Below are 25,528 nucleotides of genomic sequence, written 5' to 3' on the forward strand. Positions count from 1 at the left end.
CAGACGGCAATTCGTCTATACACCAATGGTTGTCCTTTTCGTTTTCTTAATGATTTATCTTAGTTAGTTTCTTCTTTTTTGTCACTTTTGTCTACGTCTACATTGTTTTTGTTTGCTGGCGTTTGATGGATTGAAAGTCCTTTATCTTCATCCCCACTTATATCGCACTGTGGAAAACCTAGTTTAATTGCCATCCTTGCACCTCTCCTTATTTATAAACTTTCCATTTTAAGGATACACTACTTTCGAAATAAATCCTGTTATTTTTTTACACTTTGGAAAAAATAGGTAAATATAACTAGTAATTGATTTGATGATTACGCTTACAAAATGCTTGTTTTTGTATTATACATTGTCAATAGCATCGTTTATTAGTTTCGGAAACCTCATAACAATGTGTCAAGCCCTTCCTGATAAGGCGATTGCGCTTGGATAAAATATTCAAATTTCGCAAATTTCCTAAGACTGATTTCATCCCGTTTCCATAACCAGTCGTTCATTTCTGTTTGTGTCCGGTGGGCACGGAAAGCTTTTAGTTTATGTGGTAGATAGTTGTTAACATTTACTTGGACCATCTGCTCAGCGGAAAGCCCAAATTCCTTTGGCTTGTTTGCAACCATACCACTTGAAAGATAAAATAGTTTAATCGGCTTTCCCAGATTTTTTGAATAACGGTAAAAAGCCTTTTTGGTTGCAAGTCCAATGGAGCAATGGTCAGGATGTCCACCTAGTGTTTCATGAAAGGTGATAACTGCATCAGGTTTTACGTCCTTCATCTGTTCAATCACTCTTTTTATTAACGTTTCCAAATCTTGAATCTCGACTAGCTTGTCCCGTATTCCTAAAAACCGTAAATCATCTATATTTAAAGCTTTACACGCCTCTTCTAATTCCTTCTCTCTAATACTAGCAATTGTCTCGCGGGTTGCAATAGGTGGTACGCCCATCCGCCTCCCCATTTCCCCTTTCGTAGCACATACCAATTTCACTTGATGGCCAAGATGTGCATATTTTGCTAACGTTCCTCCACAAATAAATGTTTCATCATCAGGGTGTGCAAAAACTGCTAAAATAGTTGCCATAGGTTTCAATCCTTTCTAATTTCTTTATAGTGGAAACGGTTGCGTGCTAATTTCTAATGTACGAGCAAGTCGGCCGTGCTCATCGTAGCCAGTTACGACGACTAAGTCATCTAATACTTGCATATGCGTCACGTAATCGACATGAATAAGAGACGATTTTTGATCAAGTTCCAAAAAGACACGATAGGCCGTATCACCTTTCACATGGACCTCGTCTAACATTGCTTTACCGTTGCGAAAATAACCACCAGGATTTATTTCCATATGTATATAGATAGGTCGCCCCTTCCATTGGTTAAGTTTATTAAGTAGTCGGTCTGGTCGTAGTTCCTCCAATTGCTTCCCCACCCTTTAGTTTGTTTAGTTAATTAAACCCAGCTTGGCATTGTTTTGTTCATATTAGACTTAGATTACCATTGTTCGGTTCAGGGTCAACAGTAAGCAGCAAGTGGTTAAATATTGACCTGTTTTTCGAAATTTTTCCAGTGATGATTCACTTTTTGCTATTCTAAAAGCGCAAACTTAATTCACTGACTTCGTAAAGGTTTTTCCATTGCTATAGATAACTTTGATAACCAATCTTTTATTTTCATAGTTTTTCTCTTTCTCTAAACGAAAATAGCTTGATTTTTTATCTGTCTGTGCGTCCCCTTCCATAGCATTTAGTTGCTCCTCGGCGACCAAAGAATCTCCTTCATAAACAGATAAATACACTTGTTCAATAACATTATCAGAAATATTCTGGTTATGATGGTACAGATTTACAGTTATACTTTTTTCCCGAAGCTCTATGTCTGATTGGATAATTCCATATGAGTCTACTCCATAATCACCTAAATACGTAGTCTTTATGTCGCTATTTTTTTCAATTTCACCGTTGGACATAGATACATAATACTTCAACACATTTTGCTGGTATTGTTCTTCAGCTACTTTTTTTCTCGTCTCTTGTATGGATGAGTTGCCACTCATGAAACCAATCTCCCATTGTGGACGCAAATCAAGGTTGAGTGGAACTTTTGCTTCAAATAATCCTTGGTTAATTTGCTCCGCTGGAACGGCTGTATACGATTCCCCTGCTCCCATTAAATAATACAAAGTTACCTTGGCACCACTTTGGAGTTCTTTTATTTGCCACTGCAAGATAGCCTGTGGGTCATTATCTGTAGCTGGGAGGTCTACGTCGAACGGGCTTATCCAGCTCTGTTCCCTTTTCATGTCATTTAAAAAGTTGTTAACTTCGTTTGCTTGATTGCTAACCTCGTATTGAATGTTTTGTTGATTACTAGAAATGAATTGAATTTGGCTTTCTACCTGATTGATTTTAGATAAGGATATAACATTAACAATTACACTTATAACAAGCATTAAAATAATCCCATAAATAGCATACTCCTGTTTCATTTTATTCCCCCTTGGCTAAATTTCATCTTGATATTATATGCCACATGAATTTTAACATGATTCTTGTAATGATATGCTATAAATTAAAATTTCTTCTCGATATGTTCTATGATATGACTAGCAACGTTAACCCCTGTTAGCTCAGAAATTGTTTTTATCAACGCACTTGAATTCACTTCGCAGACGATAGGATCACCATCTTCATCAAACAGTAAATCCACACCTGCAAAATCGAGGTTAAGTGCTTGACAGGCTCGAATCGCAATGTCTTTTTCTTTTGCTGATGGCTCGTATTTCTCCACCTTTCCACCAACAGCAACGTTCGCCCTGAAGTCGTCATTACCTGAGTACCGGTACATTGCTGCCACGCACTTGTCACCAACGACATTAATGCGCACATCACGCCCCCTGCTTGATTCAATAAATTCCTGATATAAGAATGGTTGAAAGTTAAATTGTCTAGTTAAGGAAAGTAACTGCTCGTCATTATTTGCTAAAAAAACCTGGTTTCCAAAAGAGCCAAAACAACCTTTCAAAATTATTGGAAACGCGAAAGCTTTGACAACCTTTATCAGAAATTCTTGTTGCACGTGATCTGAAACATTGATATCTCGTGGAGCGATGATGGTCCGTGGCATCTTTATCTTTTTCTTATGTAACTTAATATGGGTAATTGCTTTATTTACTGTACCTTCAATTGCTTCAGCACAATTAAATAACGGAATTCCGATTGTCTCTAAATATCTCGCTAAATACATATCACTGTCCCAGAAAATAACAAAATCAGGGGTATCCTGTAGGTCTTCTCCGTTATTTAATAGGTAAAAAAGTTCCTTGTCCGTCTTTATTATTAAATCTATACCACGACACTTCGCCGCTTGTTGTAGTAAATCAAAGTTTGCTGTGAACCGCTCTGCCGTTTTTTGGTGATGAATCACCAGCCAACCTAACATACTCAAATCGCCCCTCCGTAAAATTGATCAAACGTTTGTTCAATACTATTCCGTTGTCGTCATACTAGACAGCTCTTGTTCTTTTATCTGTTAAAAAAGTAACCACCTCTTCCTTCCCTCTAATATCAAGGTGTATACCTACAATTGATCATTCTATCCGATGTAATCGATCCCGAAAACACAACTTTCATATAAAAAATCTATAATATGACTATAGTCGTTCGTCTCATAAAACTTAGATAGTCGTTCGTTAAACTCACCTAAATTTCTTTCTTCGATTGTTACAACTCCCTTGCCGTGTGGAATTAAAATTTTATTGGCTGAAATAATGCTTGTTCGTTTATTTCCATCCCAAAATAATTGTTTTCGCATAGCAAGAGCGAACTCGTTTCAGCAAGCTGAGACATCGGGGAATCAGATGGAGTCTTGACTCCACCTGATTGGAAATTCCCAGCTACGCTTCGCTTAGAGGTGGGGGTCTAAAACCCTAAATACATAGATTAAGGTTCTTCATTAACTTATAAAGATTTAACCGCTTCTTTTACCGGTGTTTCTCCTGAGACAACTTGAAATTCTTCGCCTATAGTATTGGCATCCACTAGGCTACTAAAAATGACACTAGCAACGTCTTCACGCGGAACCTGGCCTCTATCTACCTTGACAGCGACGTTTACTTTTCCAGTCCCACTATCATTAGTAAGTCCACCTGGATGGACAATCGTATAATCAAGATCTGTTGCTTTTAGCCACTCATCCGCATAATGTTTGGCTGCGACATACGGTGCAAATGATTCATTAGCTTCCTGAATGGCTTCGCGCGTTGTATCAAACGAGCTAACCATGACAAACCGCTTCACACCAGCAAGTTTAGCTGCTTCGATCGTTTTAACCGCTCCATCTAGGTCAATCATAATTGTTTTATCTTTACCAGTATGAGGACCAGATCCAGCCGTAAATACGATTGCATCGACACCTTCAGCTGCTTTAGCAATTTCTTTTGTATCCCCTTCAAGATCAACCACGACTGTCTCTGCACCTAGTTCCGTAAAATAAGATGATTGTGCTTCATTACGTATCATTGCTTTTGCTTCGTGTTCACTCTCTTGAATGAATCGAACAAGATGTTTCCCAATCTGCCCATTTGCACCAACAACTAGAATTTTCACTGTGAATTGCCTCCTTCTATCCATATACATTAAACCCTTAACCTTATCCTATTTCAACACAATTCCAATGTCCATTAATGCGCATCAGTAGACTCTTCTTCGACCAAAAATGTTTCATAACAAGTACAACCGTCCTAAAATACGCATTAAATTATTAGCAAAATCGATAACTATACAACAATTATGTACCTCCTAATCCCAAAACTACTCTTTAAATAGCACTCGAAAAACGAATAACACTTAATAAATTAATTTTATAATCACAATACTTTGAAATCGCTTACATTATATGTTATACTAACTTTGCAAAAAAAAATAAGTAAGAAGGTGAAAAATATGGATTTTTACGAACAGTTACCTGATGACTTACTAATTGAGTTCTATTATGAAATTAATAAAACAATTAAAAAGGGTAATATTAAAAAAACAACCTATTACGAACTAGGTTTACTTATCTCTGTCATGAATCGAAGAGGAATTCCGGTAGACCCCTCACATTGTCAGGCAGGATAAAGAATAGTGACTTAAACAAAAGGTACCAGATATACATTAATCAAAAACCACGGTCATTTATCCTCTTTCGTCTCTAACAACCTACTGAATGACATGTTACCTTATTTCCTTTATCTTCATAGTCACTGGCTGAATTTTGCAGGTGTTGAATTCAGACTTGATTCATTGGATTTTCACTTTCACTGTCCGAATTGAGGCTATATTCGGACTCGATTGGCCATTAAGTTTGATTCAACTAAGGTGAAGATAAGATCAAACACTGAAACTAGACAACATGAATTTTTTTAAAAAGGTACCAAGATTGTCACTTCAATCTTTAGTACCTTTTTTAGATGGATGATTTTTTTGATTAAAGCCAAGTTGTTACTTCTGAAACAGGCTTTCTATTTTTGGGAACGGGTATGATATCTGGGTAGCCGAGATAAACAAGGCCTACCATTTCCTCATTGTCTGACAACTTAAACGCTTCTTTCATTTTCGGATGATACATAGGGGCACCACTTCGCCAAATTGCTCCAAGCCCCATTGCATGGGCGCCCAATAACATATTTTCAATCGCCGCATGGGTCGCAGCGCGGTCCTCTTTTCTCTCCGTATCATCTTGCCCACGAAAAGAAACTACTACAGCAATAACAACTGGTGCTCTCGTTGCCTTGTTTACTTGTGTTTTGGCAATCAATTCTTTGGTTTCTTCAGTAAGGTCCTCACCCACATTATCAATCGCTACTGCTTGGTAGGCATCACTCAATATTTTCCGTGCCTCCCCTTCCATAACAAAAAATCGCCACGGCTCGGTCAAGTGATGGTTCGGTGCATGGGTTGCAAGCTCTAGTAATGCTTCCACCTTTTCTCTTTCAATTGGGTCTTGTTTCACTTTCACGACACTTCGCCTTGTTTTTATTCCTTGAATGACATCCATCATTTAGCCCCTCCATTGTTTCTTAACTAACTATATAATATTAAATACCGTCCTATGCCATATCAACACCAATCTCATGACAATAAGGCAAGCCACTATCAAATTACCTCTGTCAAGAATGGTTTTGAAAAGTCCTTATCGATTTCTCTGGTATTGTAGCGGCATAATTTCACACAAAAGAAAAGCGTCTAGAATGTCCCTTGTCCGAGCCCTCTTGATCTTAAGTCTTACAGCAAGGTGTCCTCTGACTCATTTTCGCGCTTGATTTCAATCTTGACTTTCTTTATTCTACGGTTTGTAACTTCATCAACAATTACCTTAAGGTTTTCATATTCAAATGAATCGCCATGGGCAGGTACTGCTTCTAGATTTTCAATCACCCATCCACCTAACGTATGGTACGAGCTATCCGGTTCGGGCAATTTCATCATATCTGCGAAGTTATCCAATTGGAACTGTGCATCAAATTTATAGACATTTTCATTAATCCGAGAGATAGCACTTACTTTTTCATCCTGTTCATCCCAGATTTCCCCAACAATTTCCTCTAATATATCTTCTAATGTTAGTAAACCTGCAGTTCCGCCAAATTCATCTAATACAATTGCCATATGAAGCTTTTCTTTTTGCAGCCTCGGAAGTAATCCTGATATTTTCATCGATTCCACGATGAAAAATGGTTCTCTTAACAATTCCCGAAGATTAACTTCTTTATATTTCAACAGATGAGTAAAGAATTCTTTTTCAGATAAAATTCCGATAATATTATCGATATTCTCTTCATAAACTGGTATTCTCGAAAATCGTTCTTCAAAAAAGATCTGCTTAATGTCTTCCACCGACTGATTGACTTCAATCGCAACCATGTCCATTCTTGGCGTAATAATCTCTCCAGCTATCGTATCATCAAAATCCATTGAGCGGTTAATTAACTCACGCTCTTCCTTATCGATGACGCCCTCTTCCTGACTAATATCGAGCATCACTTTAATTTCTTCCTCTGTAACAGAGGGCATGCCTTCCCCTTTTGCGAAAAGATTGGTGACAACACGCTTTAATTTTGCAAAAAAGAAGTTAATTGGTGTTAGTAACTTTATTAATAAAAACAGTACGGTTGCAATTGCTAGAGAATAGCTTTCAGCATGTTCTTTCGCTAACGATTTAGGAAGAATCTCACCAAAAATGAGAATTAGGATAGTCATGGCAATTGTACTTATGAATAAACCAGTATTTCCACCAAATAATTTCGTAGCAACAGCTGCTGAAATACTTGCTGCAGCAATATTAACGATGTTGTTACCAACTAAGATTGTTGATAATGTATTGTCGAAATTTTCAGCAATATGGAGTGCCTTCTTACTGCCTCGTCTTCCTTCATCAACAAAGTTTTTCAATCTAATTTTATTGACGCTTGAATACGCTGTTTCTGCAGATGAGAAGAAGGCAGACATTACTATTAATGTCATTAACAAAATGATCGAACTCAGTGGTATATCTTCCAACAAGGGTCACTCTCCTGTAATCATTCATTTATAATAAATTCCGTAAATAGTAGTTTGGCATATTAGGATAACAAGATCAATGCGTTCATTAACGCCATCGCATGAGGCTTTAGATTGTTCACTACTTTCAGCTGCTCACTCTTATCTAATTTTCCGAAAAAAGACTGTATTTCTTCAATTTCATTTGTTAAAAAGTCCATTTTATTCGTAATATCAATAGTTTGCGCCAACATCGCTTCCTTATTTATCTCTGTTGCTTGTAACACAACTTTCCTTTGTTTAATTTGCTCTAATGACATATTTGTTTGCTTACATTGGTCAATAAATTTCAAGTCAGCAATTGCTTCTTGTTTATAGTAACGATAATTGGACTCTGAACGCTCACATTCTAATAGACCAATTTTTGTATAATAATCAATTGTTCGTTTTGATGTATTAGTAATCTCAGCTAATTCTCCTATTCGATACAACTTCCCAAGTTTCATCACCTCGAATACATAGTATAAGGTATGTTTGCACAACTGTACAGTACAACGTTACAGTTTGTTGTGCCAATTATTGGTTTGATCTCCATTCCACTTAAATTTTTATCTTCTTTTCTTCATTGTTCGATATGTTAATTGTAAAAACTAGAAATTGATGTTAAAAGAGGTGGGTTATGAAAGTGTTATTAGCTGAAGACCAGCCTAAGGCAAGTGTGGCTGACTTTACATGTTCATTACCAAGACGATAAATAAAGAGTTCCTTTTAGCATTCTATTTAGATTAACACTACTTTAATTAAAAGGGGCAAGGTATCTATACCTTGCCCCCGAAAAAATTTATCCCCAAATTTTTATATAGTTTTTACCTGCTTGCAACTGACTGATTGGTCCGACGACAGTCTTTTCTTCCCTTAGGTTTCCTAATAAATCCTTATCGATAACTACTTCCGTTCCGTCAGGATTTTCAAATTCGGCATCAACAAGACGTGCTCTCTCTAAAGTTTTTGTTGATTGAATTTCACCAAGTAGTGAACCAAAATCTTCTGGAAGCTCCACAGATAAATATACTTCATTTCCTTCTTCAATAATTTGAATTTCCGGATTAAAGTTGTCTGCAACAACTCTTTCATTTTCTCTTTCAAACGATTCTGCACCATTATAGTATGCATTACGGTTAATATAAACCGGTTGCTCTACTTTATGGAATACATCATGGTCACCATCTTCCTGATGAACGGTTTCGATGAACTCTTCAATTGAAGTGGTGTAGCCTTTATAGTGTGCCGTACCAACACCTTCAATCGCATCATCACCAATGAATATATTATTGATGAAACGATCATCTCCACCATAGACAGGAGCAAAACCAGCCACTTCTGTGCTATGTGGTACGTGATAAGGAGTAGCCCGGTCAAGCATTTTGCGATGTACCATTTTACCTCGGACAATATTGTTAATATAAGCTCCACCTTGAGCATGGTTATCTAACGCATAATCAGCAGTTAAAATATTGTTATCAACAATGTACGGACCACTACTTACTTCAACAAACAAATCACGACTATTTCGATAGTAAATATTTCTGCTTACTCTCGTACCTTGTGTCTGCCAATCTAACCAAGTTCCTAACGAGCAATCATGGATACGGTTATCATGAATTTGCACATCAATTGCTGCGTGTAGCTTGATACCAGCAATCTCATGTCCATAGAATTCACGCTTTAATGCAATGTTATAAATATGGTTATTATAGATTTCACTAAATACACAGCCTAGATGACCAACCACACCATTTTGGCCACAATCATAGATGGTGTTATTTCGAATAATGTGTGAGCCGATTTTCTCCTTACTCCAACCAATTTGTCGAGCGGAAAAGACTGATTCTAATTGATATTGATAGCCTGGCTTATCTTTACGGATGGTACGGTAGTTATGGCCAGTTGTAATTTCTTTACCAATACTGATTGCACTACATTTTGAATCATGGATAATGTTGTCCTCGATGATCCAGCCTTTACTCCAATGCGGACCAATTAGTCCAGGCTGATCTGCTGTTGGTGGAGTCCACGGTGTAGCAGCCTGAGCCATCTCAAAACCTCTCACCGTAATATAGTTAACGCCTACTTGTTCTGGGTAAAAACAAGCTTTTCGCACATTAATCTCTACTAATTCTTCATTAGGATTTGCTCCTTGGAAATTAGCATAGATTGTCGTATGAGTATCATCTACTTCTGTGTACCAAAGATATTTTGTTTGTTCTTGATTTTTAACAGGAACAATCGTTTTCGTCCAGTGGTCTAACACTTCTGTTTTAACTTCAGGATTTTGCAATTGTTCCAATGTTTCCGCTTCATAAAAGGACATGCCATTTAAATAAACGTCACCTAAGTGTCTTCCTGGATTATACACAACCCAGTCCCCAAAAATTTCTTGTTTGTACGGATTATAATCTCCGAAAAATTCATTAGCTAATACAACTTTCCAAACATTGCCTTCCACTTGTTCCCAATCGTTAATCTGCTCGGAGCCTTTAATGACAACTTTCTCACCTTCAGCTGCCTGATATGTAATTCTTCTATATTCACTTAATCCTGCATACTTCGGTTTCACCCATTCCCGGTACACACCCTCGTGGACAATAACTGTATCCCCTGCTGCTGCAACCGATGCAGCTTTATTAATTGTTAAAAATGGATGTTGTTGCGTTCCTTCGTCATAATCTGAACCATTTTTTGCTACATGATATTCAAAAGCCATGCTAAATTCCTCCTTCATATCAATCTAGCTTCATTATAGGAGCAAATAACAATCTATTTCTATTCTAAATATAGTATAATTTAAGACAATATTAGTGTTTTTTAGGGGGATATGCTTGTGGTTTTTTTCGAACAACATGGGGTTGAAGAAAAAGAATCCTTTCACTCCTTTAAACTAAGTAATCAAACCTTTCCGCTCCATTTTCATCGAGCCTATGAGCTGATTATTGTCAATCAAGGGGAATTGCTCGTAACGATTGACCAAAAAGAGTATGTGTTAAATGAACATGACATTGCATTTGTTTTTAATAACCAGACTCATGAATTTAAGACAATCGATCAGTCTGAGGTGACAATTGTCATATTTTCACCAGAATTAATTGGACATTTCTTTATGAATTATAAGGGGTTTATCCCGGAAAACAATGTGATTCGCCTAGAGCGTTCCCCTAATATAGAGGATCTCACATCCATTTACCGACAAAAAAGTTTTTTATACGATATTTGTGGCACGTTAGTCGAAAGTACTACGTTTATTCCAGTAGAGCACTCAACCAAAACGAAAGTGTTACACAAAATGCTCCTGTTTGTCGATAAAAACTATAGTGAGGACTGCACATTAAAGACTGCTGCCAAACACTTACAGTATGATTATGCCTATTTATCGAAATTGTTTGTACAAATGACCAACATGACCTTTTCAGAATACTTAAGTCATTACCGGGTATCACAGGCATGTTATCTATTAAAAAACAGTCAGCAATCCGTTAGTGAGATCGCGATGAACTGTGGTTTTAATAACCTTAGGTCGTTCAATCGCAGTTTTAAAAAAATTACTAGCCAGTCTCCGCGGAAGTATAGGGAATTGGCCTAGATGAACCGGGAAACATCCTATATTTGACGAGCGTCCTGAGTTGAAATGGCTGCAGGCGGACCCACGGGGCTAAGCGATAAATGGCCCCTATGCCCCTATTACATATCCTATGTATGCTAAAATAATCCCAAGCCCATAAGTAGCGACAAGGTAGTAGATTGCTTTTCCTTTTTGTTTAAATAATGCAAACTTCACTGTTTCTAACTTGAATGTGGAAAAAGTCGTAAAGGCACCGAAAAAGCCTGTGCCTACTAACAGTGCAATCTTTTCATTTGCTTGTAATCCAGTAACCAGTCCTAATAGAAAAGCACCTAAAATGTTAACTGTAAATGTTCCATACGGGAACGCTGCATGATTCCAAGCTTTACTAATGATAAACCGGGACACTGCACCGCAAAAGCCGCCAATACCAACCAATACGATATTAAAAAACATTATGCCTTCTCCCCTACTCTACTCACTTTAAAACCTAAACGACTCATTGCCATACCACCTATTAGACTTACGATAACATAGCATATGCCTAAAACAATCGATCCTCTGTCAAACAACAGAACCGTTTCGACACTAACCGCCGAGAACGTCGTAAAAGACCCAACTAACCCGGTACCTATTGCAGCTTTAGCATAGTCAGACAAAGCAAGCTTGTTAAACAAAGTTGTCGTTAACCATGCTAGTAGATAGCAACCGATGAGGTTAATGAGCAAGGTCGAAAAAGGGAATGGGCTTTCAGACACCAGCGCAATTCCAACTAAATAACGCAACATTGCACCCAATGCCCCAGCAAGCCCAACCAACACGTAAATCATAGCAAAAATCCTCCTTAATAAGAAAAGCGAAGGGGACTTGCTAAGCCTAAGGTAAATTCTTGGAATGGTTCTTTGGTGCTCATCCTTGACATTTTCTTGGAATCAGAATCCACCAAACAACAGACAATTAGTCCCCTTCTTGTTTAGTAATTATTAAACCCGTTTATCGGGACGATTGCATCCTCAGGAACGCCACCTTCTCGTTCCATCAAATGATTAACCGTTAGACTCTTTTTTTCCGGATGAAGAATTTCAGCTGACAACACGTCGCCTATTACTAGTAAAAAATCACTAGTTTCCACAATATTCGTAACCTTACAATCAAAGTATGCTTGCGAATTTTTTAAAATGGGACAACCAGTTTCTTTATAAATGAATTCATCTTCACCCATTGATTTAATATCTTGATCTCCTTTGAAAAAACGGTCCATTAAATCTTCTTGGTCCTCCGCAGTCATGCTGAGGGCAAAAACACCACCACGTCTGACGATGTCTGCTCCTTCCATCTCTTTTGGGAAACAGACTAGCATTTGCGGTGGTTCATGCGAGCATTGCGTTACCCAACAACCATTGTGAAAATGGGTACGCTCACCATCCGTCGTTGCAATGAAAAATCCACCTCGCAAGCGTTTGTTATACACTTCTTCCACTGGATCAAATTTTGATTTTGTGTCTATCTTAACCACCCCACTAGATTTATTTATTTTAAGCATAGCGCAAATTGATTAGTGATTATAACTTTATGCCTGACTTAAAGTCGGTTATACCGAGAAAAACATATACGAAAAACAGTCCCCTCCTGCTTTACTTCAATTGTTTGTCGAGTTTCCAGATGCCTGTTGCGTATTCTTGGATCGTTCGGTCACTTGAAAATTTGCCTGAATGGGCAATGTTAACGATGCTTTTCGACAACCATTTATCTTGATGGCGATAGGCCTCGTCAATTAATTGATGCGTTTCCACATAGCTCTCGAAATCCTTTAAAATAAAAAATGGATCATTAGTCGAAAGCAGGTGGTAATAAATATCGGTAAACTCGGTATCATGATGACCGAAAATGCCATCCCGTAACTGATCCATGATTTGTGTAATCCGCTCATCGTTGTGATACATGTCGCTCGCACTATATTGACCACTCTGGTAATAGGCATTTACTTCCTCTGCACGCAAGCCAAAGATAAATATGTTCGGGTCACCGACCAGATTTTTAATCTCAATATTCGCCCCATCTAATGTTCCAATTGTAAGAGCCCCGTTCATCATCATCTTCATATTACCTGTACCCGAGGCCTCCTTACTAGCTGTTGAAATTTGTTCACTAACATCTGCTGCCGGCACAATTTTCTCTGCCAAACTGACATTGTAGTTTTCAAGAAAGACAACTTTAATTTTCCCATTAATCGTCGCATCATGATTAACAATGGAGGCAACCGTATTAATTAATTTAATGATCTCTTTAGCAAAATAATAACCGGGAGCCGCCTTTGCACAAAAGATAAACGTTCGTGGCGTAATATCAAGCTGTGGATTTTCCTTTAATTCATTATACAAATAGATCACATGGAAAATATTTAAAAGCTGCCGTTTATACTCATGCATTCGTTTAATTTGCACATCAAAAATGGATTGATCATCGACTAATATTCCAGTCGTCTGATGAATATACCGTGCTAAATCTTGCTTATTTTTCTCTTTCACATGGCCAAGTCGCTCCAATAACGGATTGTCATTGACATAACGAAGTAAATGCGTGAGTTCACGTGGTCGATTAACCCACCTCGTGCCAATCGTTTCCGAAATAAGATTAGCTAATCGCGGATTAGCCATTAATAGCCAACGGCGATGCGTAATGCCATTTGTCTTATTGTTGAATCGCTCCGGATACAGTTTATTAAAGTTTTTCATTTCATGATTTTTTAAAATATCCGTGTGCAACTGGGCAACCCCATTAACACTAAAACTTCCCACAATCGCTAAATGTGCCATGTGGATTTGACCGTCCGCAATGATCGCCATTTGCGGGATACTATCACGTAATTCTGGATAGTCAAACCAAATCCCTTGGCAAAAGCGTTCATTGATCTCATCAATAATCATGTACAAGCGTGGCAGCAGCTCTTGAATCATCGAAATTGGCCACTTCTCCAATGCTTCAGACATAATGGTATGGTTTGTATACGCGAAAACCTTCGTTGTTATCGCCCAAGCGTTTTCCCAACCAAACCCTTCCTCATCCATTAAAATCCGCATCATTTCAGGTATTGCCATGCTTGGATGGGTGTCATTAATTTGAATCACTACTTTCTCATGTAGATGAATCAGTGATTTCTGTTTCATTGCTTTATAATCATTGATAATTTTTTTCAAGGAAGCAGCAACAAGAAAGTATTCTTGCTTTATTCGAAGTCGTTTTCCCTCATCTGTTGAGTCGTCTGGGTACAGCATGCCGGAAATTTGTTCAATCGAATGATTATGTTCTAGCTGCTGATAATAATTAGACGTTGCAGCGTGTAAATGACTAGCGGAATCAACTTGTTCTGCGCTCCACAACCTGAGTGTGTTAACAAATTCATTATTGTAGCCGACGACAGGCACATCATAAGGAACAGCTAGTACTTTATCCGTATTTTCGTGTTTAAATTCTAGGGACCCGTCATTACGTTTTAACATCGTAACATTGCCACCAAATTGCACCTCAATCGCTTCGTCAGCCCTCCGCGTCTCCCACGGATATGGCTCTTTCAACCAATAATCCGGTAACTCCGTTTGGTAGCCATTAATGAACCGTTGCTCAAACATCCCGTAACGATACCTGATACAAAAGCCGTGACCTGGATAACTTAGCGTTGCCAAAGAATCTAAAAAACAAGCAGCTAGTCGGCCCAATCCCCCATTACCAAGCCCTGGGTCATGCTCTTCTTTATAAACATCGGTTGGTGTGAACCCTAAACGCCTTAGTGATTCGTTGCACACCTTCCACATACCAACATTTAATAGATTACTTTCGAGTAGCCGCCCAATTAAAAACTCCATCGACAAATAATAGACTTGCTTTGGCTGTTTTTGTTTACAATGTTCTTCGGTTTTCAGCCAGCCTTTGTTGACTTCTTCGCTGACGATTGCACAAATGACATCGTATAAATCTTTATGGGATGCGTCCGTAATATTTTTCCCCTTGAGTGTTTCCATCTTACTCTTCATTATTTGAATGTACTCATCAACAGTCCAATTGACCAACGCCTAAGCGCTCCCTTCTATGACACCTAAGTGCACCAAAAATAAAACTCCCTCTAAAGACCACGTGCACATGATTTTTTCAGAAAATAAACGTAGGGTTCACCTTATGTTCTGAACCCTACGTTTCACATTCCCCTAGTAATTAGTATTTCGAAACTAGGGACGATTGATTCATTGTTTCATAGAGATTGACGTATTCTTTTGCAGAATCCTTCCAACTAAATTGGCTCTTATTGATATTTTTCAACAAGCAATGCCATTGTTCTTTGTCATGATAAAGATCAAATGAATAGTTGAGCACATGTAATAAGTCATGGGCATTATAATTCGTAAAGCTAAATCCGTTTCCAGTTCCTTCATGCTTGTTATATGGTGTGACCGTGTCTTTTAATCCTCCTGTTTCCCTGACAATTGGGACGGAGCGATATTTCAGGGCAATCAACTGGGATAAGCCACACGGTTCAAACAACGATGGCATAACAAAGAAGTCACTGGCTGCATACAGTTGTCTCGCTAACCCTTCATCAAAACCCAAATAGGCAACGAGTTTCTCCTTATGTCGGTTTGCAGCATGGTAGAAAAAGTTCTCAAACTCATATTCACCAGTACCTAGTAATACAAACTGTACATCCTTTTCTAAAAATTCATCAAGAATTGCTTGAACCAAATGGAGCCCTTTTTGCTCAACCATCCTTGTCACCATTACATAGAGTGGAACATTCCCATCAACCGGTAAGCCCAATTTCTCCTGCAACGCAATTTTATTTTCCTTCTTTTTCGCACGAGAAAATTTATAATTATGCACAATGTAGTCATCAGTCATTGGGTCATATTCGTTTTCGTCTATCCCATTAATAATGCCAACTAATTGGTCCTCTTTTTCGTTTAACAGCGGATACAACCCTTCCCCGTAATACGGTGTCTTAATTTCCTCCGCATAGGTAGGACTAACGGTTGTAATTTTATCGGCGTGGAATATCCCAGCCTTCATGCAGTTAAGCAAGCCGTTCCATTCCAATCCACCAATGTGGTCCCGTGAAATATTAAACAACTCATCAAAAGCATCAACCGGCATAATTCCTTGGTACTTAATATTATGAATCGTGAATACTGTTTGCAATTGCTTTTGGGGCTTTAGTATTTTAGCAAAAGCGAGTGCAAGACCTGCTTGCCAATCATGTCCGTGAATAATCGTCGGGTTAAAATCAAAGTGGTCAAGCGCGTCAATCACTGCCCTACTAAAAAAGACGAACCGTTCGCCATCATCGTAATAGCCGTATGTTCCTTGTCTACTAAAATAGTACTCATTCCCGATAAAATAGTAGACAACACCCTGGTGCTGTAGTGTGAAAATATCCGCTTCTTGATTTCGCCAGCCAACAGGGACAAAAATAGATGCGACCCATTCTAGTTGTTCATACCAATTACGTATGACCTCCTGGTAGAGTGGAAGAATGACTCGAACCTCCACCTGGTCGGTTTGATTAAGCACTTGTGGCAAGGAGCCAACAACATCCGCTAGCCCGCCTGTTTTTACAAATGGGGTACACTCCGATGCGACAAATAGTATTTGATTTTTCAATAACTCTGCTCCTTTACAGTCTTTTAAGAATACTCTTCTAATCTGTTAAATCGTTCTTCTCTTGGCAACGACAAATGGCTGTTCTTTTGTTCCTTTTAATGCTTGATTTTTCGTGACTGTTACATTTTTGTCTAAAATAACATTTTCCAAATGAACACCTTCTTCAATTTGGCAGTGTTGCATAATAATCGAATTTTTCACCGTTGCACCTTGTGCGACTTTAACATTGTGAAACAAAATACTATTCGTCACTTCGCCATCAATTTCACACCCTGTTGCGATTAACGATTTACTTACTTTTGCTGTATCATGATAGTTTGTCGGAGGCTGGTTATTCACTTTTGTTAACACATTGTTCCCCGAAAAAAAGAGTTCTTGATAGCTAGAAGCTTCGAGGAGAGCCATATTATGGCGATAATAACTTTCAATCGAGTTAACGACAGAACTATAGCCATCGTACTGATATGCTTGGATTTTCAGACGCTCAAGGTTTGCCATGATGCCGTCTTTAAATAAATTTTCTTTATGATGGGCGATACATTCCTTTACTAATTCTAGCAACAGCTGCTTACTTAACAAATACACCCCGCTGAAAACAGGTTGATTTTCTTGTTCATTACAAAGACAAGTGACCCAGCTTTTCTCATCCATTTTAACCTTGATACACGACCTATGTTCTGGAAGTGGGTCTGGGTAACTTGTCGTAAGTAGTGTCACATCGGCGTCCCGATCAAGGTGAAATTGAAACATATCATCGTATACCGTACTCGTAATAAATTGACTTCCACTAATTAAAACATACTCCGATTTGCCCCGTTCGAAATAATCGAAATTGTTGTGAAAATAACGTAAGTCTCCTTTTGATATATCGGTTGGGTCATTCCAATCCGGTGGTAGAATGAACAAACCACCGTGACGTTTGTCTAAATCCCAATCGGCACCAGTACCAAGATGATCCATTAAGGACCGATATTTATTGCCAGCAAATATAGCCACTTCATAAATATTCGACCGTGTCATATTTGATAAGGTAAAGTCAATTAACCGATACCTGCCCGCAAATGGAACCGAAGCCCCAGTTCGAAAATATGTCAACTCATTTAAGTAATCATGTTCTTGCCCTAAATTAATTAAACCCATCATTGTTTTCATTAAATAACCTCCAAATTAAGAAAAGCGTAAAGACAAGTGGAATCAAAAAGCAATAACCTAGCAGTACATTGGTGAAAAATCCCTTACAATATAGACCAAGGTGGTGAATTTCGTTTTACCGTTATCTATTATTAAGCTAACTTAATTTTCTTACCTGCAAATAGTTGTTTAAACTGATTTATGTTTTCGTTTGATAAAACAACAGGTTCTTTGTCCATTCCTACAACAATGGTGGTACCCGCTGGAATGGTGACATTTTCTTGAACGATTACTCGTTCAAGCTCAACATTTTCACCAATTTTGGCGCCTGGATGGATGATTGATTTACTTACTCGTGTACCTTTACCGACAGTTACACCCTCAAACAACACCGATTGTTCCACTGTCCCTTTGATCACGCAACCGTTATTTATTAACGATTCCCGTACAATGGCACCATCTTCAATCAATTGTGGTGGTAAAAGGGAATTGTGTGAGTAAACTGGCCACTCTTTATTACGTAACAATTGCGCTAAATCTTGATCAAATAGGTCCATATGAGCTTCCCAGTAGCTTTCAATCGTACCAACATCTTTCCAATAGCCTTTAAATCGATAGGCATACATCCGCCTGTTATTCGCTAACATTGCTGGGAGGATATTTTCGCCAAAATCGTGGTCAGAATTTTCCAAACTAGCGTCCTCGAGTAAGTATTCCTTCAATACTTTCCAATTAAAAATATACACACCCATCGATGCTAAGTTACTCTTTGCATGTATAGGTTTTTCTTCAAATTCATAAATCCGTAAATCATCCGTCGTATTGAGAATGCCAAACCGTGACGTTTCCTTCCAAGGCACTTCTAGTACTGAAATCGTCACATCTGCGCCGCTTTTTTTGTGATGGGACAACATTTGATTGTAGTCCATGTGGTATATGTGGTCCCCAGATATGACAAGCACATATTCTGGGTCGTAATTATCTATATAGTTGATGTTTTTCGTAATCGCGTCTGCAGTTCCTTCATACCAATTACCACCATGTGTCTCGGTAAATGGCGATAGTATCGTTAACCCATCATGCATGCGATCTAAGTCCCACGGCTTTCCAACTCCAATATGTTGATGAAGCTTCAAAGGTGAGTATTGTGTCAGGACTCCAACGGGAAACATTCTAGAATTCAAGCAATTGCTGAGTGTGAAATCAATAATTCGGTATTTTCCGCCAAACGGTACCGCTGGTTTTGCTAAATTTTTTGTCAACAATCCTAACCTTTTTCCGACGCCACCTGCTAATAGCATCGTTACACACTCTTTTTTCATTCATTATCCTCCTTCAATGGTAAAACCTTATATAGTGTAAAAATGGAAATGGCTAGCGGTGGGACTTTGACTTGGATATGTTGGTCGTAGCCATGCCATTTTTTAAAAAAACTATCATGTAACCCGGTATTACATTGGTCTGAGCCACCAAAGCTTGCAGCATCAGAATTAAATATCTCCTTGTATTGCCCAGGAGTCGGAACGCCAATTTTATAGTTGTAGTAAACATTGGGAGTAAAATTACAAAGGATCAGTAACATTTCGGATGGATCTTCACTTTTGCGCTGAAAACAAATAATGCTTTGGTCAACATTGTGAGGGTCAATCCACTCAAAACCACTAGGATGATGGTCAAGTGAAAACAAAGAAGGATGGTTTCGATAAAAGTGATTTAGTTCTTTTACATAATCAAATAGTTGGTTATGCAAAGGATAGTCTAATAGTAGCCAGTCTAGTTCGTGTTGGTCACGCCACTCGATATATTGGCCAAATTCCCCTCCCATAAACAGTAATTTCTTGCCAGGATGTGTTATCATATAGCCGTATAATAGGCGCAAGTTGGCAAATTGCTGCCACTGATCGCCAGGCATTTTATTAAGTAATGACTTTTTTCCATGAACGACTTCATCATGGGAAAGTGGTAAAACAAAATTTTCATTATACGTGTACATGAACGAAAATGTCAGTAGGTTATGATGCCATTTCCGGTAGACAGGGTCATACTCCATAAATTGGAGCATGTCGTTCATCCAACCCATATTCCATTTAAAATTAAAGCCTAAGCCACCGAGATAGGTTGGTTTGCTAACACCGGGTAGGTCTGAGCTATCTTCAGCCATCATTAGCGCGCCCGGAAAGTAGCGAAACACAACCTCGTTTAGCTTTTTTAAAAAAGCAATTGCTTCTAGATTTTCGTCGCCACCATAGCCATTTTCAAGCTGCTCCTCCCCGTCGTTACGGTCGAAGTTTAGCGACGTCATGCTAGCAACTGCATCAACCCGAAGGCCATCTATATGGTATTCATCAAACCAAAAAATGGCATTGGAAATTAGAAAACTTTGTACTTCAGGACGCCCAAAGTCAAAGGTTAACGTCCCCCATGATTTCTTTTCAGCCCTACGTGAATCCTTATATTCATATAACGGCTCCCCATCAAATTGCCGCAGTCCATGTGCATCCTTACAAAAATGGCCAGGAACCCAGTCCATGATTACACCAAGTTCGTGCTCATGGCATTGATCGACGAAATACTTAAATTCATTTGGTGTTCCATAACGGCTTGTTACCGCGAAATATCCGGTAATTTGGTAGCCCCACGATAAGTCATATGGATGCTCTGCTAGTGGCAGAAGCTCCAAATGGGTATAACCAAGCTCCTTGACATATGGAATTAATCGGTCTGCAAGCTCTTTATATGTATAAAAGCTTCCGTCTTCCTTTATCCGCCATGAACCAAGGTGAACTTCATAAATATTGATTGGCTCTTGATGCGGGTTACTGCGCTTCTTTTTTGCTTCCCATTTCGAATCTTTCCATCTATACTTAGCAACAGATGGAGTCACGGAAGCCGTTCGGGGTCTTACCTCCGCTCGCCTTGCGTATGGATCTGCTTTTAGAAAGGCCGGCCCATGCATTGGTGTAATTCGATATTTATAACACGTATTGGGTTTAATATCGGTGAAAAAGCCAACCCACAACCCTTCCTCATTAACTCGATCTAAGGAATAGTTATTACCAGTCCAGTTATTACGATCGAACGCAACTTCAACAGCTCTTGCTCGTGGTGCCCATACAGCAAAACAAAGCCCGCTTTGTTTATTTTGCGTTACATGGTGGCAACCAAGTAAATGGTGACTATAATAATTAGTACCTTGATGAAATAAAAACACATCTTGCTCATAAACTGAAATCGACAATCAAACAACTCTCCTTCCAATTAGTCACTAAGAAAAGCGTAGGGCGCCTTGCCCACCCCCGACAAGCTTAAGAAAAGAATCTATGTGTCGCTCTTTGACACAAAGATTCTTTGCTTAAGACCTCGAGGGGGTAGGCGCCCGGAGCTAGACAGCTCTTGGATCTTTTTATACTTTCTTATCTGTTAAGAAAAGCATAGGGCGCCTTGGTCAGACCCGAGGGGCTAGGCGCCGGAGCTAGACAATAAGAAAAGCGGAGGCGCCTTGCTAGACAGATCGTGGAACTTTTATATTTTATTATCTTTCAAAAAAATGAAAAGTTTACCTCGGGTCAAATGACTATGTATTTGTTTATGTATGGATAAAGGTGTTTATGTTAACAATGGCCCTAAGACTTTTCGACAAAAACAACAAAGATTCGATTATTTTTTAAATTTTCTGACAATTAAAGATAAAAAAATAAAAAGAGAGGACAAAAGTTTCTCATCACAAGCAATTTCTCGTGAGTCTCTCTAATGAATTGAATTATAACACTATTTTCAGGTAAAAGCTGTGAAAAATTTAAAAACATTTTTAAATTTCTTTACAAGATAAAAAAATCAGAGATGTTTAGCCCAAGCCGCGCCTTGAGCTTTTCTCGTGGGAAATGAGGATGAATGGATGAACAACTATTGTGGATGGATAGATGACAAATCTACGATTACTTTTAGCGCATCTGAGCTTGAACAAAAACCACTAACCCCTCCGATTATAAAATCAGACGACCAACCATTTACCGTAGATACCGTCACATGGAACGATACAACAGCGACAATTATCCTAAAAGAAATACTACCTATGAACCAAGCGATTACGTTAACTTGGAATGAGTGGCACGCACCAGTTTACCCTAGGGGTGTCGTACGCACCGATTGGTTTGAACAGAAATTTGATGCAAGCACTGTCACACTCGGGGCATCGTATACAAAAGCTAAAACGACCTTCACCATATGGGCCCCAACTGCAACAAAGCTTATACTCGTCTTACAAAACAAGCAATACCTGATGTCACGAAACGATAATGGTGTATGGGAAACGACGATTGAAAGCGATTGCCACCTCTTTCGTTATTATTATTTAGTAACTGTAAATGGCGAAGAGCACAAACTTAATGATCCTTATGCGAAAGGATTAACAGCTAACAGTGCAGAAGGCGTTGTATTAGAACTTAGCCAAACAAACCCATCAGGCTTTCTGTCTGTTACCTACCCACATGTGAAACGAGCAGATGCAATTATTTATGAGCTACATGTTCGGGACGCGACGAGCTCCTCGCATAGCGGCGTTACCCACCGTGGAAAATATCTTGGTTTAACCGAACGAGATACCACATCACTTGCAGGCTACTCAACTGGTTTATCTTATATTCGTGAGCTAGGCTGTACCCATGTCCAGTTATTGCCATTGCAAGACTTTGCTCGCGTTGACGAATTAAATCCTGACACTGGTTATAACTGGGGATATGATCCATTATTTTTCTTCACACCAGAAGGCAGTTACGCGAGCGATGCTAACGATTCGATTGCACGGATTAAGGAATGTAAGCAAATGATTCAAGCACTACATGAAGAAGGGCTATCGGTAATACTCGATGTTGTGTTCAACCATGTTTACCAATACGAAACCTCTGTGTTTGAAAAATTAGTCCCTGGCTACTATTTCCGCTATCATTCAAACGGGGAAATGAGTAATGCAACAGGAACGGGAAATGATCTGGCAACCGAACGAATTATGGTTCAAAAATTCATCTTAGATTGTGTTGATTACTGGCTAACAGAATATCAAATTGACGGATTCCGCTTTGATTTAATGGGAATTATCGACACCGAAACGATGCAAAAAATCAAAAGTAGAGTAGCACATGAAAAACGACCGATCTTATTACTAGGAGAAGGCTGGGAGCTTGCTACTCCTCTACCAAGCGAACGAAAGTCTACTATTTCGCAGTCGCACCAATTACCGGGAATTAGTTTTTTTAATGATCAATTTCGCGATAGGTTAAAGGGGAATTTATTTGATGCGAAAAGCTTAGGATATGTCAATGGAAACGGCCATTATTTCGAACGAATGGCACAGCTTGTCGCAGGATCATCACAAGCAAGGTTCGGGGACGTTATGTATACTGACCCGGTCCAGTCAGTAAATTATGTGGAGTGCCATGACAACCATACACTTTGGGATCGTCTACTCCTAACCAATCCAGAAGCGACTGAACAAGAAAGAAAGCGAATGCACGAGCTTGCAACAGGACTTACGCTGATTAGCCAAGGCATACCGTTTATCCACGCAGGGCAAGAATTTTACCGGACAAAACAAGGGGACGAAAATAGTTACCTTTCTGGCGATGCAATTAATCAGCTAGACTGGGAAAGACGTGGGCAAGCGGATACCTCCGTTCAGTGGGTTCGTAAGTTAATCCAGCTTCGGAAGCAATTTAAGTTATTTCGACTGGATAGTACGGTAGAAATCGAACACCGCTTACACATGATCATGACTCCAGCGCCTGTACTAGGCTTCATGTTGGCCGGGGACGATGAAGATCTCGTTGCATTGGTAAATCCAACAAAAGATGTGGTAAACGTTGATATGCCTGCATTAGGTTTATGGGAAAAGCTTATTAGCAACTGTAGCGGCGGCATTTCTCCAGTAAGTTGTTTACTAGAACCAAACACCCAACTCGCGAGTTACGAGTTAGCGATTTTCATAAAAAGGCGACTGTAGAGATTATCGGGGCAGGTCAACTTTCCCTTTTCTTTTGTGAATGAAGACCGAGCGCCACCCAATATTGCGATAACCGGAGGCGTTCCGAGTGAATGTAGCCAAGAACTGCAAAAGACCCCTTCGATCAGTTAACTGATCAGCGAGGGGTCTTTTTATCGGTAATAGTTTGTAAACTTGTCCTAGAAACTATTATTCTTCTGTTAACCAGTTTTCTTAATAAACCCTTTGTAATGTCTCTTCACAAGTTGGCTTTCTAGTTGTTTCATTGTTTGTAAGGCTACCCCAACAACAATGAGTAAACTAGTTCCCCCGATTCTTACAGCTTGTGGTAGATTAGCCGCACTACCCAATATTAACGGGAGTACTGAAATCGCCGCAAGGAATAAGGACCCTACAAAAGTCAACCGGTACATCACACGTGTTAAATATGTTTCAGTGTTTTTACCTGGACGAATACCCGGTATATACCCACCTTGTTTTTGCAAGTTTTCAGCCATCTGTTCAGGATTTACTTGAACAAATGTGTAGAAATAAGTGAAGGCAATAATTAATGCTACATAAATCGCCATCCCGATTGGCTGTGTATAATCAAACACGTAGGTGATCACTTCAGCGAACCGATTTCCTTCAAAAAAGCCTGCAACTGTTCTAGGGGCAACAATAAAGGATATGGCAAAGATTACTGGGATAACCCCTGCAGCATTTACCTTTAATGGTAGGTGTGTCGAATGACCACCAACCGGACTTCTGTTTTGTATTTTTTTTGCATATTGAATTGGTATTTTCCGCAGTGCTTGTTGAATAAAGATAACTCCAACAACAACTGCAAGAACAACCAAAATGATTAAAGCTACAATAACAATGTTTATGAACAATGTATCGCCTACATTACCACCGAAATATTGTTCAAACAATTGGTTAACACCATTTGGTATTGCAGCAACAATTCCACCAAAGATTAGAATAGAAATACCATTTCCTACTCCATTTGAAGTAATTTGTTCCCCAAGCCACATAAGAAATGCTGTACCACTTGTCAATACAACTGCAATTACGAAGAACTTTCCAAAGCCTGGGTCCTCAATCAATTGTCCGCCTGTCATCGCATTAAAGCCGACAGACATGGCAGCACCTTGAATGAAGGCTAACACAATCGTTCCATAACGCGTGATTTGGGCAAGCTTTTTACGACCCACTTCCCCTTGCTTTTTCCATTCGGTAAACTTGGGCACAACATCCATCTGCAATAGCTGCATAATAATAGAAGCAGTGATGTATGGCATAATTCCCATCGCAAAGATAGAGAAGTTCTTTAATGCACCACCGCCAAATGTGTTTAAGAAACCAAATACACTTTGTTCATTCATAAAATTAATTGCTTCTCGGTTAGAAAACGGTACTGGAATAAACGTACCTAATCTAAAGACGATTAACATTAACAAGGTGAATACAATTTTTTGCCTAATGTCTCTCACGCGCACAAAATTGGAGATTGTACGAAACATAAAGATCACTACTTTCTTATCATTAGTTGTCTACCTGAAAACGCTAACATGAATAGAATAGCATAAATTGAAAGGTAATAGTATTTAAAATTTATAATATGTAAAAAAAACTAG

23 protein-coding genes are annotated in these 25,528 nt (G+C 38.9%); 3 read left to right on the plus strand and 20 right to left on the minus strand.

The features are described 5' to 3' along the window. Nucleotides 1–59: 59 nt before the first annotated feature. The 7 genes from NC799_RS12000 to NC799_RS12030 form a co-directional block, all read right to left on the minus strand. Nucleotides 60–194, minus strand: a complete 135-nt coding sequence (locus NC799_RS12000) for a hypothetical protein (protein ID WP_272446686.1) — start codon at nt 192–194, stop codon at nt 60–62. A gap of 192 nt (nt 195–386) precedes the next feature. Beyond that, the gene (locus NC799_RS12005) at nt 387–1,082 is read right to left on the minus strand and encodes a PIG-L family deacetylase (protein ID WP_272446687.1); all 696 of its coding nucleotides are present in this window, start codon (nt 1,080–1,082) and stop codon (nt 387–389) included. A gap of 24 nt (nt 1,083–1,106) precedes the next feature. Next, nucleotides 1,107–1,418 carry a DUF1806 family protein gene (locus NC799_RS12010; protein WP_272446688.1) on the minus strand — a complete coding sequence of 104 codons (312 nt, stop codon included), beginning with the start codon at nt 1,416–1,418 and terminating at the stop codon, nt 1,107–1,109. Between the two features lie 186 nt (nt 1,419–1,604). Further along, entirely contained in the window at nt 1,605–2,486 is an 882-nt protein-coding gene (locus NC799_RS12015) for a hypothetical protein (RefSeq protein WP_272446689.1), read from the minus strand. Between the two features lie 83 nt (nt 2,487–2,569). Next, on the minus strand, nt 2,570–3,439 hold the full coding sequence (locus NC799_RS12020) for an ATP-grasp domain-containing protein (protein ID WP_272446690.1): 870 nt from the start codon (nt 3,437–3,439) through the stop codon (nt 2,570–2,572). 153 nt (nt 3,440–3,592) lie between these two features. Then, a complete protein-coding gene (locus tag NC799_RS12025) occupies nt 3,593–3,811 on the minus strand; it encodes a Fic family protein (RefSeq protein ID WP_272446691.1) in 219 nt (72 codons plus the stop codon). Nucleotides 3,812–3,957: 146 nt separating this feature from the next. Beyond that, entirely contained in the window at nt 3,958–4,605 is a 648-nt protein-coding gene (locus NC799_RS12030; protein ID WP_272446692.1) for an SDR family oxidoreductase, read from the minus strand. 336 nt (nt 4,606–4,941) lie between these two features. On the opposite strand from NC799_RS12030, the gene NC799_RS12035 reads away from it, so the two are divergent. Further along, the gene (locus NC799_RS12035; protein ID WP_272446693.1) at nt 4,942–5,118 is read left to right on the plus strand and encodes a hypothetical protein; all 177 of its coding nucleotides are present in this window, start codon (nt 4,942–4,944) and stop codon (nt 5,116–5,118) included. Between the two features lie 349 nt (nt 5,119–5,467). On the opposite strand, the gene NC799_RS12040 is transcribed toward NC799_RS12035, so the two are convergent. The 4 genes from NC799_RS12040 to NC799_RS12055 all read right to left on the minus strand — a co-directional run bounded on the left by NC799_RS12040 (nt 5,468) and on the right by NC799_RS12055 (nt 10,282). Further along, nucleotides 5,468–6,040 carry a nitroreductase family protein gene (locus NC799_RS12040; RefSeq protein WP_334313863.1) on the minus strand — a complete coding sequence of 191 codons (573 nt, stop codon included), beginning with the start codon at nt 6,038–6,040 and terminating at the stop codon, nt 5,468–5,470. Between the two features lie 224 nt (nt 6,041–6,264). Then, nucleotides 6,265–7,539: a hemolysin family protein gene (locus NC799_RS12045; protein WP_272446720.1), complete on the minus strand. Its 1,275-nt coding sequence runs from the start codon at nt 7,537–7,539 to the stop codon at nt 6,265–6,267. Between the two features lie 62 nt (nt 7,540–7,601). Further along, nucleotides 7,602–8,009 carry a MerR family transcriptional regulator gene (locus NC799_RS12050; protein ID WP_272446694.1) on the minus strand — a complete coding sequence of 136 codons (408 nt, stop codon included), beginning with the start codon at nt 8,007–8,009 and terminating at the stop codon, nt 7,602–7,604. Nucleotides 8,010–8,359: 350 nt separating this feature from the next. Then, a complete protein-coding gene (locus NC799_RS12055; RefSeq protein WP_272446695.1) occupies nt 8,360–10,282 on the minus strand; it encodes a right-handed parallel beta-helix repeat-containing protein in 1,923 nt (640 codons plus the stop codon). A 111-nt stretch (nt 10,283–10,393) separates the two neighbouring features. On the opposite strand from NC799_RS12055, the gene NC799_RS12060 reads away from it, so the two are divergent. After that, a complete protein-coding gene (locus NC799_RS12060; RefSeq protein ID WP_272446696.1) occupies nt 10,394–11,155 on the plus strand; it encodes a helix-turn-helix transcriptional regulator in 762 nt (253 codons plus the stop codon). An 87-nt stretch (nt 11,156–11,242) separates the two neighbouring features. Here the strand turns inward: NC799_RS12060 and crcB are convergent, their stop codons facing one another. The 8 genes from crcB to glgB all read right to left on the minus strand — a co-directional run bounded on the left by crcB (nt 11,243) and on the right by glgB (nt 21,152). Then, a complete protein-coding gene (gene crcB, locus NC799_RS12065; RefSeq protein WP_272446697.1) occupies nt 11,243–11,590 on the minus strand; it encodes a fluoride efflux transporter CrcB in 348 nt (115 codons plus the stop codon). Next, nucleotides 11,590–11,964 carry a fluoride efflux transporter FluC gene (locus NC799_RS12070; protein WP_272446698.1) on the minus strand — a complete coding sequence of 125 codons (375 nt, stop codon included), beginning with the start codon at nt 11,962–11,964 and terminating at the stop codon, nt 11,590–11,592. Before NC799_RS12070 ends, crcB begins: the two co-directional genes overlap by 1 nt. Before the next feature lie 143 nt (nt 11,965–12,107). Beyond that, nucleotides 12,108–12,650, minus strand: coding sequence for a flavin reductase family protein (locus NC799_RS12075; RefSeq protein WP_272446699.1), 543 nt, complete (start codon nt 12,648–12,650; stop codon nt 12,108–12,110). Nucleotides 12,651–12,768: 118 nt separating this feature from the next. After that, complete coding sequence (locus NC799_RS12080; protein ID WP_272446721.1) at nt 12,769–15,165, minus strand: glycogen/starch/alpha-glucan phosphorylase; 2,397 nt, start codon at nt 15,163–15,165, stop codon at nt 12,769–12,771. 178 nt (nt 15,166–15,343) lie between these two features. Beyond that, nucleotides 15,344–16,783 (minus strand): glycogen synthase GlgA, encoded by a 1,440-nt coding sequence (gene glgA / locus NC799_RS12085; RefSeq protein ID WP_272446700.1) that lies wholly within the window; start codon nt 16,781–16,783, stop codon nt 15,344–15,346. A 45-nt stretch (nt 16,784–16,828) separates the two neighbouring features. After that, entirely contained in the window at nt 16,829–17,935 is a 1,107-nt protein-coding gene (gene glgD, locus NC799_RS12090) for a glucose-1-phosphate adenylyltransferase subunit GlgD (protein ID WP_272446701.1), read from the minus strand. Nucleotides 17,936–18,066: 131 nt separating this feature from the next. After that, nucleotides 18,067–19,236, minus strand: a complete 1,170-nt coding sequence (locus NC799_RS12095) for a glucose-1-phosphate adenylyltransferase (RefSeq protein ID WP_272446702.1) — start codon at nt 19,234–19,236, stop codon at nt 18,067–18,069. Continuing rightward, nucleotides 19,233–21,152 (minus strand): 1,4-alpha-glucan branching protein GlgB, encoded by a 1,920-nt coding sequence (gene glgB / locus NC799_RS12100; RefSeq protein ID WP_272446703.1) that lies wholly within the window; start codon nt 21,150–21,152, stop codon nt 19,233–19,235. The genes NC799_RS12095 and glgB overlap by 4 nt, the downstream gene beginning before the upstream one ends. A gap of 657 nt (nt 21,153–21,809) precedes the next feature. Between glgB and pulA the strand changes: the two genes are divergently transcribed. Beyond that, nucleotides 21,810–23,909: a type I pullulanase gene (gene pulA / locus NC799_RS12105; protein WP_272446704.1), complete on the plus strand. Its 2,100-nt coding sequence runs from the start codon at nt 21,810–21,812 to the stop codon at nt 23,907–23,909. A gap of 200 nt (nt 23,910–24,109) precedes the next feature. Here pulA and secY read toward each other — a convergent pair whose 3' ends face one another. After that, nucleotides 24,110–25,414: a preprotein translocase subunit SecY gene (gene secY / locus NC799_RS12110; protein WP_272446705.1), complete on the minus strand. Its 1,305-nt coding sequence runs from the start codon at nt 25,412–25,414 to the stop codon at nt 24,110–24,112. Nucleotides 25,415–25,528: the final 114 nt, after the last annotated feature.

This window comes from Aquibacillus salsiterrae, from assembly GCF_028416595.1.
GTDB classification, from domain to species: Bacteria; Bacillota; Bacilli; order Bacillales; family Amphibacillaceae; genus Aquibacillus_A; species Aquibacillus_A salsiterrae.

Coding starts and splice junctions, on each gene's coding strand:
- NC799_RS12025 (WP_272446691.1), bottom strand. CDS start 3,811: ATGCGAAAACAATTATTTTGGGATGGAAATAAACGAACAAGCATTATT.
- NC799_RS12015 (WP_272446689.1), bottom strand. CDS start 2,486: ATGAAACAGGAGTATGCTATTTATGGGATTATTTTAATGCTTGTTATA.
- secY (WP_272446705.1), bottom strand. CDS start 25,414: ATGTTTCGTACAATCTCCAATTTTGTGCGCGTGAGAGACATTAGGCAA.
- NC799_RS12035 (WP_272446693.1), top strand. CDS start 4,942: ATGGATTTTTACGAACAGTTACCTGATGACTTACTAATTGAGTTCTAT.
- NC799_RS12005 (WP_272446687.1), bottom strand. CDS start 1,082: ATGGCAACTATTTTAGCAGTTTTTGCACACCCTGATGATGAAACATTT.
- NC799_RS12070 (WP_272446698.1), bottom strand. CDS start 11,964: ATGATTTACGTGTTGGTTGGGCTTGCTGGGGCATTGGGTGCAATGTTG.
- NC799_RS12040 (WP_334313863.1), bottom strand. CDS start 6,040: ATGATGGATGTCATTCAAGGAATAAAAACAAGGCGAAGTGTCGTGAAA.
- NC799_RS12095 (WP_272446702.1), bottom strand. CDS start 19,236: ATGAAAAAAGAGTGTGTAACGATGCTATTAGCAGGTGGCGTCGGAAAA.
- NC799_RS12080 (WP_272446721.1), bottom strand. CDS start 15,165: ATGAAGAGTAAGATGGAAACACTCAAGGGGAAAAATATTACGGACGCA.
- NC799_RS12060 (WP_272446696.1), top strand. CDS start 10,394: ATGCTTGTGGTTTTTTTCGAACAACATGGGGTTGAAGAAAAAGAATCC.
- glgD (WP_272446701.1), bottom strand. CDS start 17,935: ATGAAAACAATGATGGGTTTAATTAATTTAGGGCAAGAACATGATTAC.
- NC799_RS12055 (WP_272446695.1), bottom strand. CDS start 10,282: ATGGCTTTTGAATATCATGTAGCAAAAAATGGTTCAGATTATGACGAA.
- NC799_RS12000 (WP_272446686.1), bottom strand. CDS start 194: ATGGCAATTAAACTAGGTTTTCCACAGTGCGATATAAGTGGGGATGAA.
- NC799_RS12020 (WP_272446690.1), bottom strand. CDS start 3,439: ATGTTAGGTTGGCTGGTGATTCATCACCAAAAAACGGCAGAGCGGTTC.
- crcB (WP_272446697.1), bottom strand. CDS start 11,590: ATGTTTTTTAATATCGTATTGGTTGGTATTGGCGGCTTTTGCGGTGCA.
- pulA (WP_272446704.1), top strand. CDS start 21,810: ATGAACAACTATTGTGGATGGATAGATGACAAATCTACGATTACTTTT.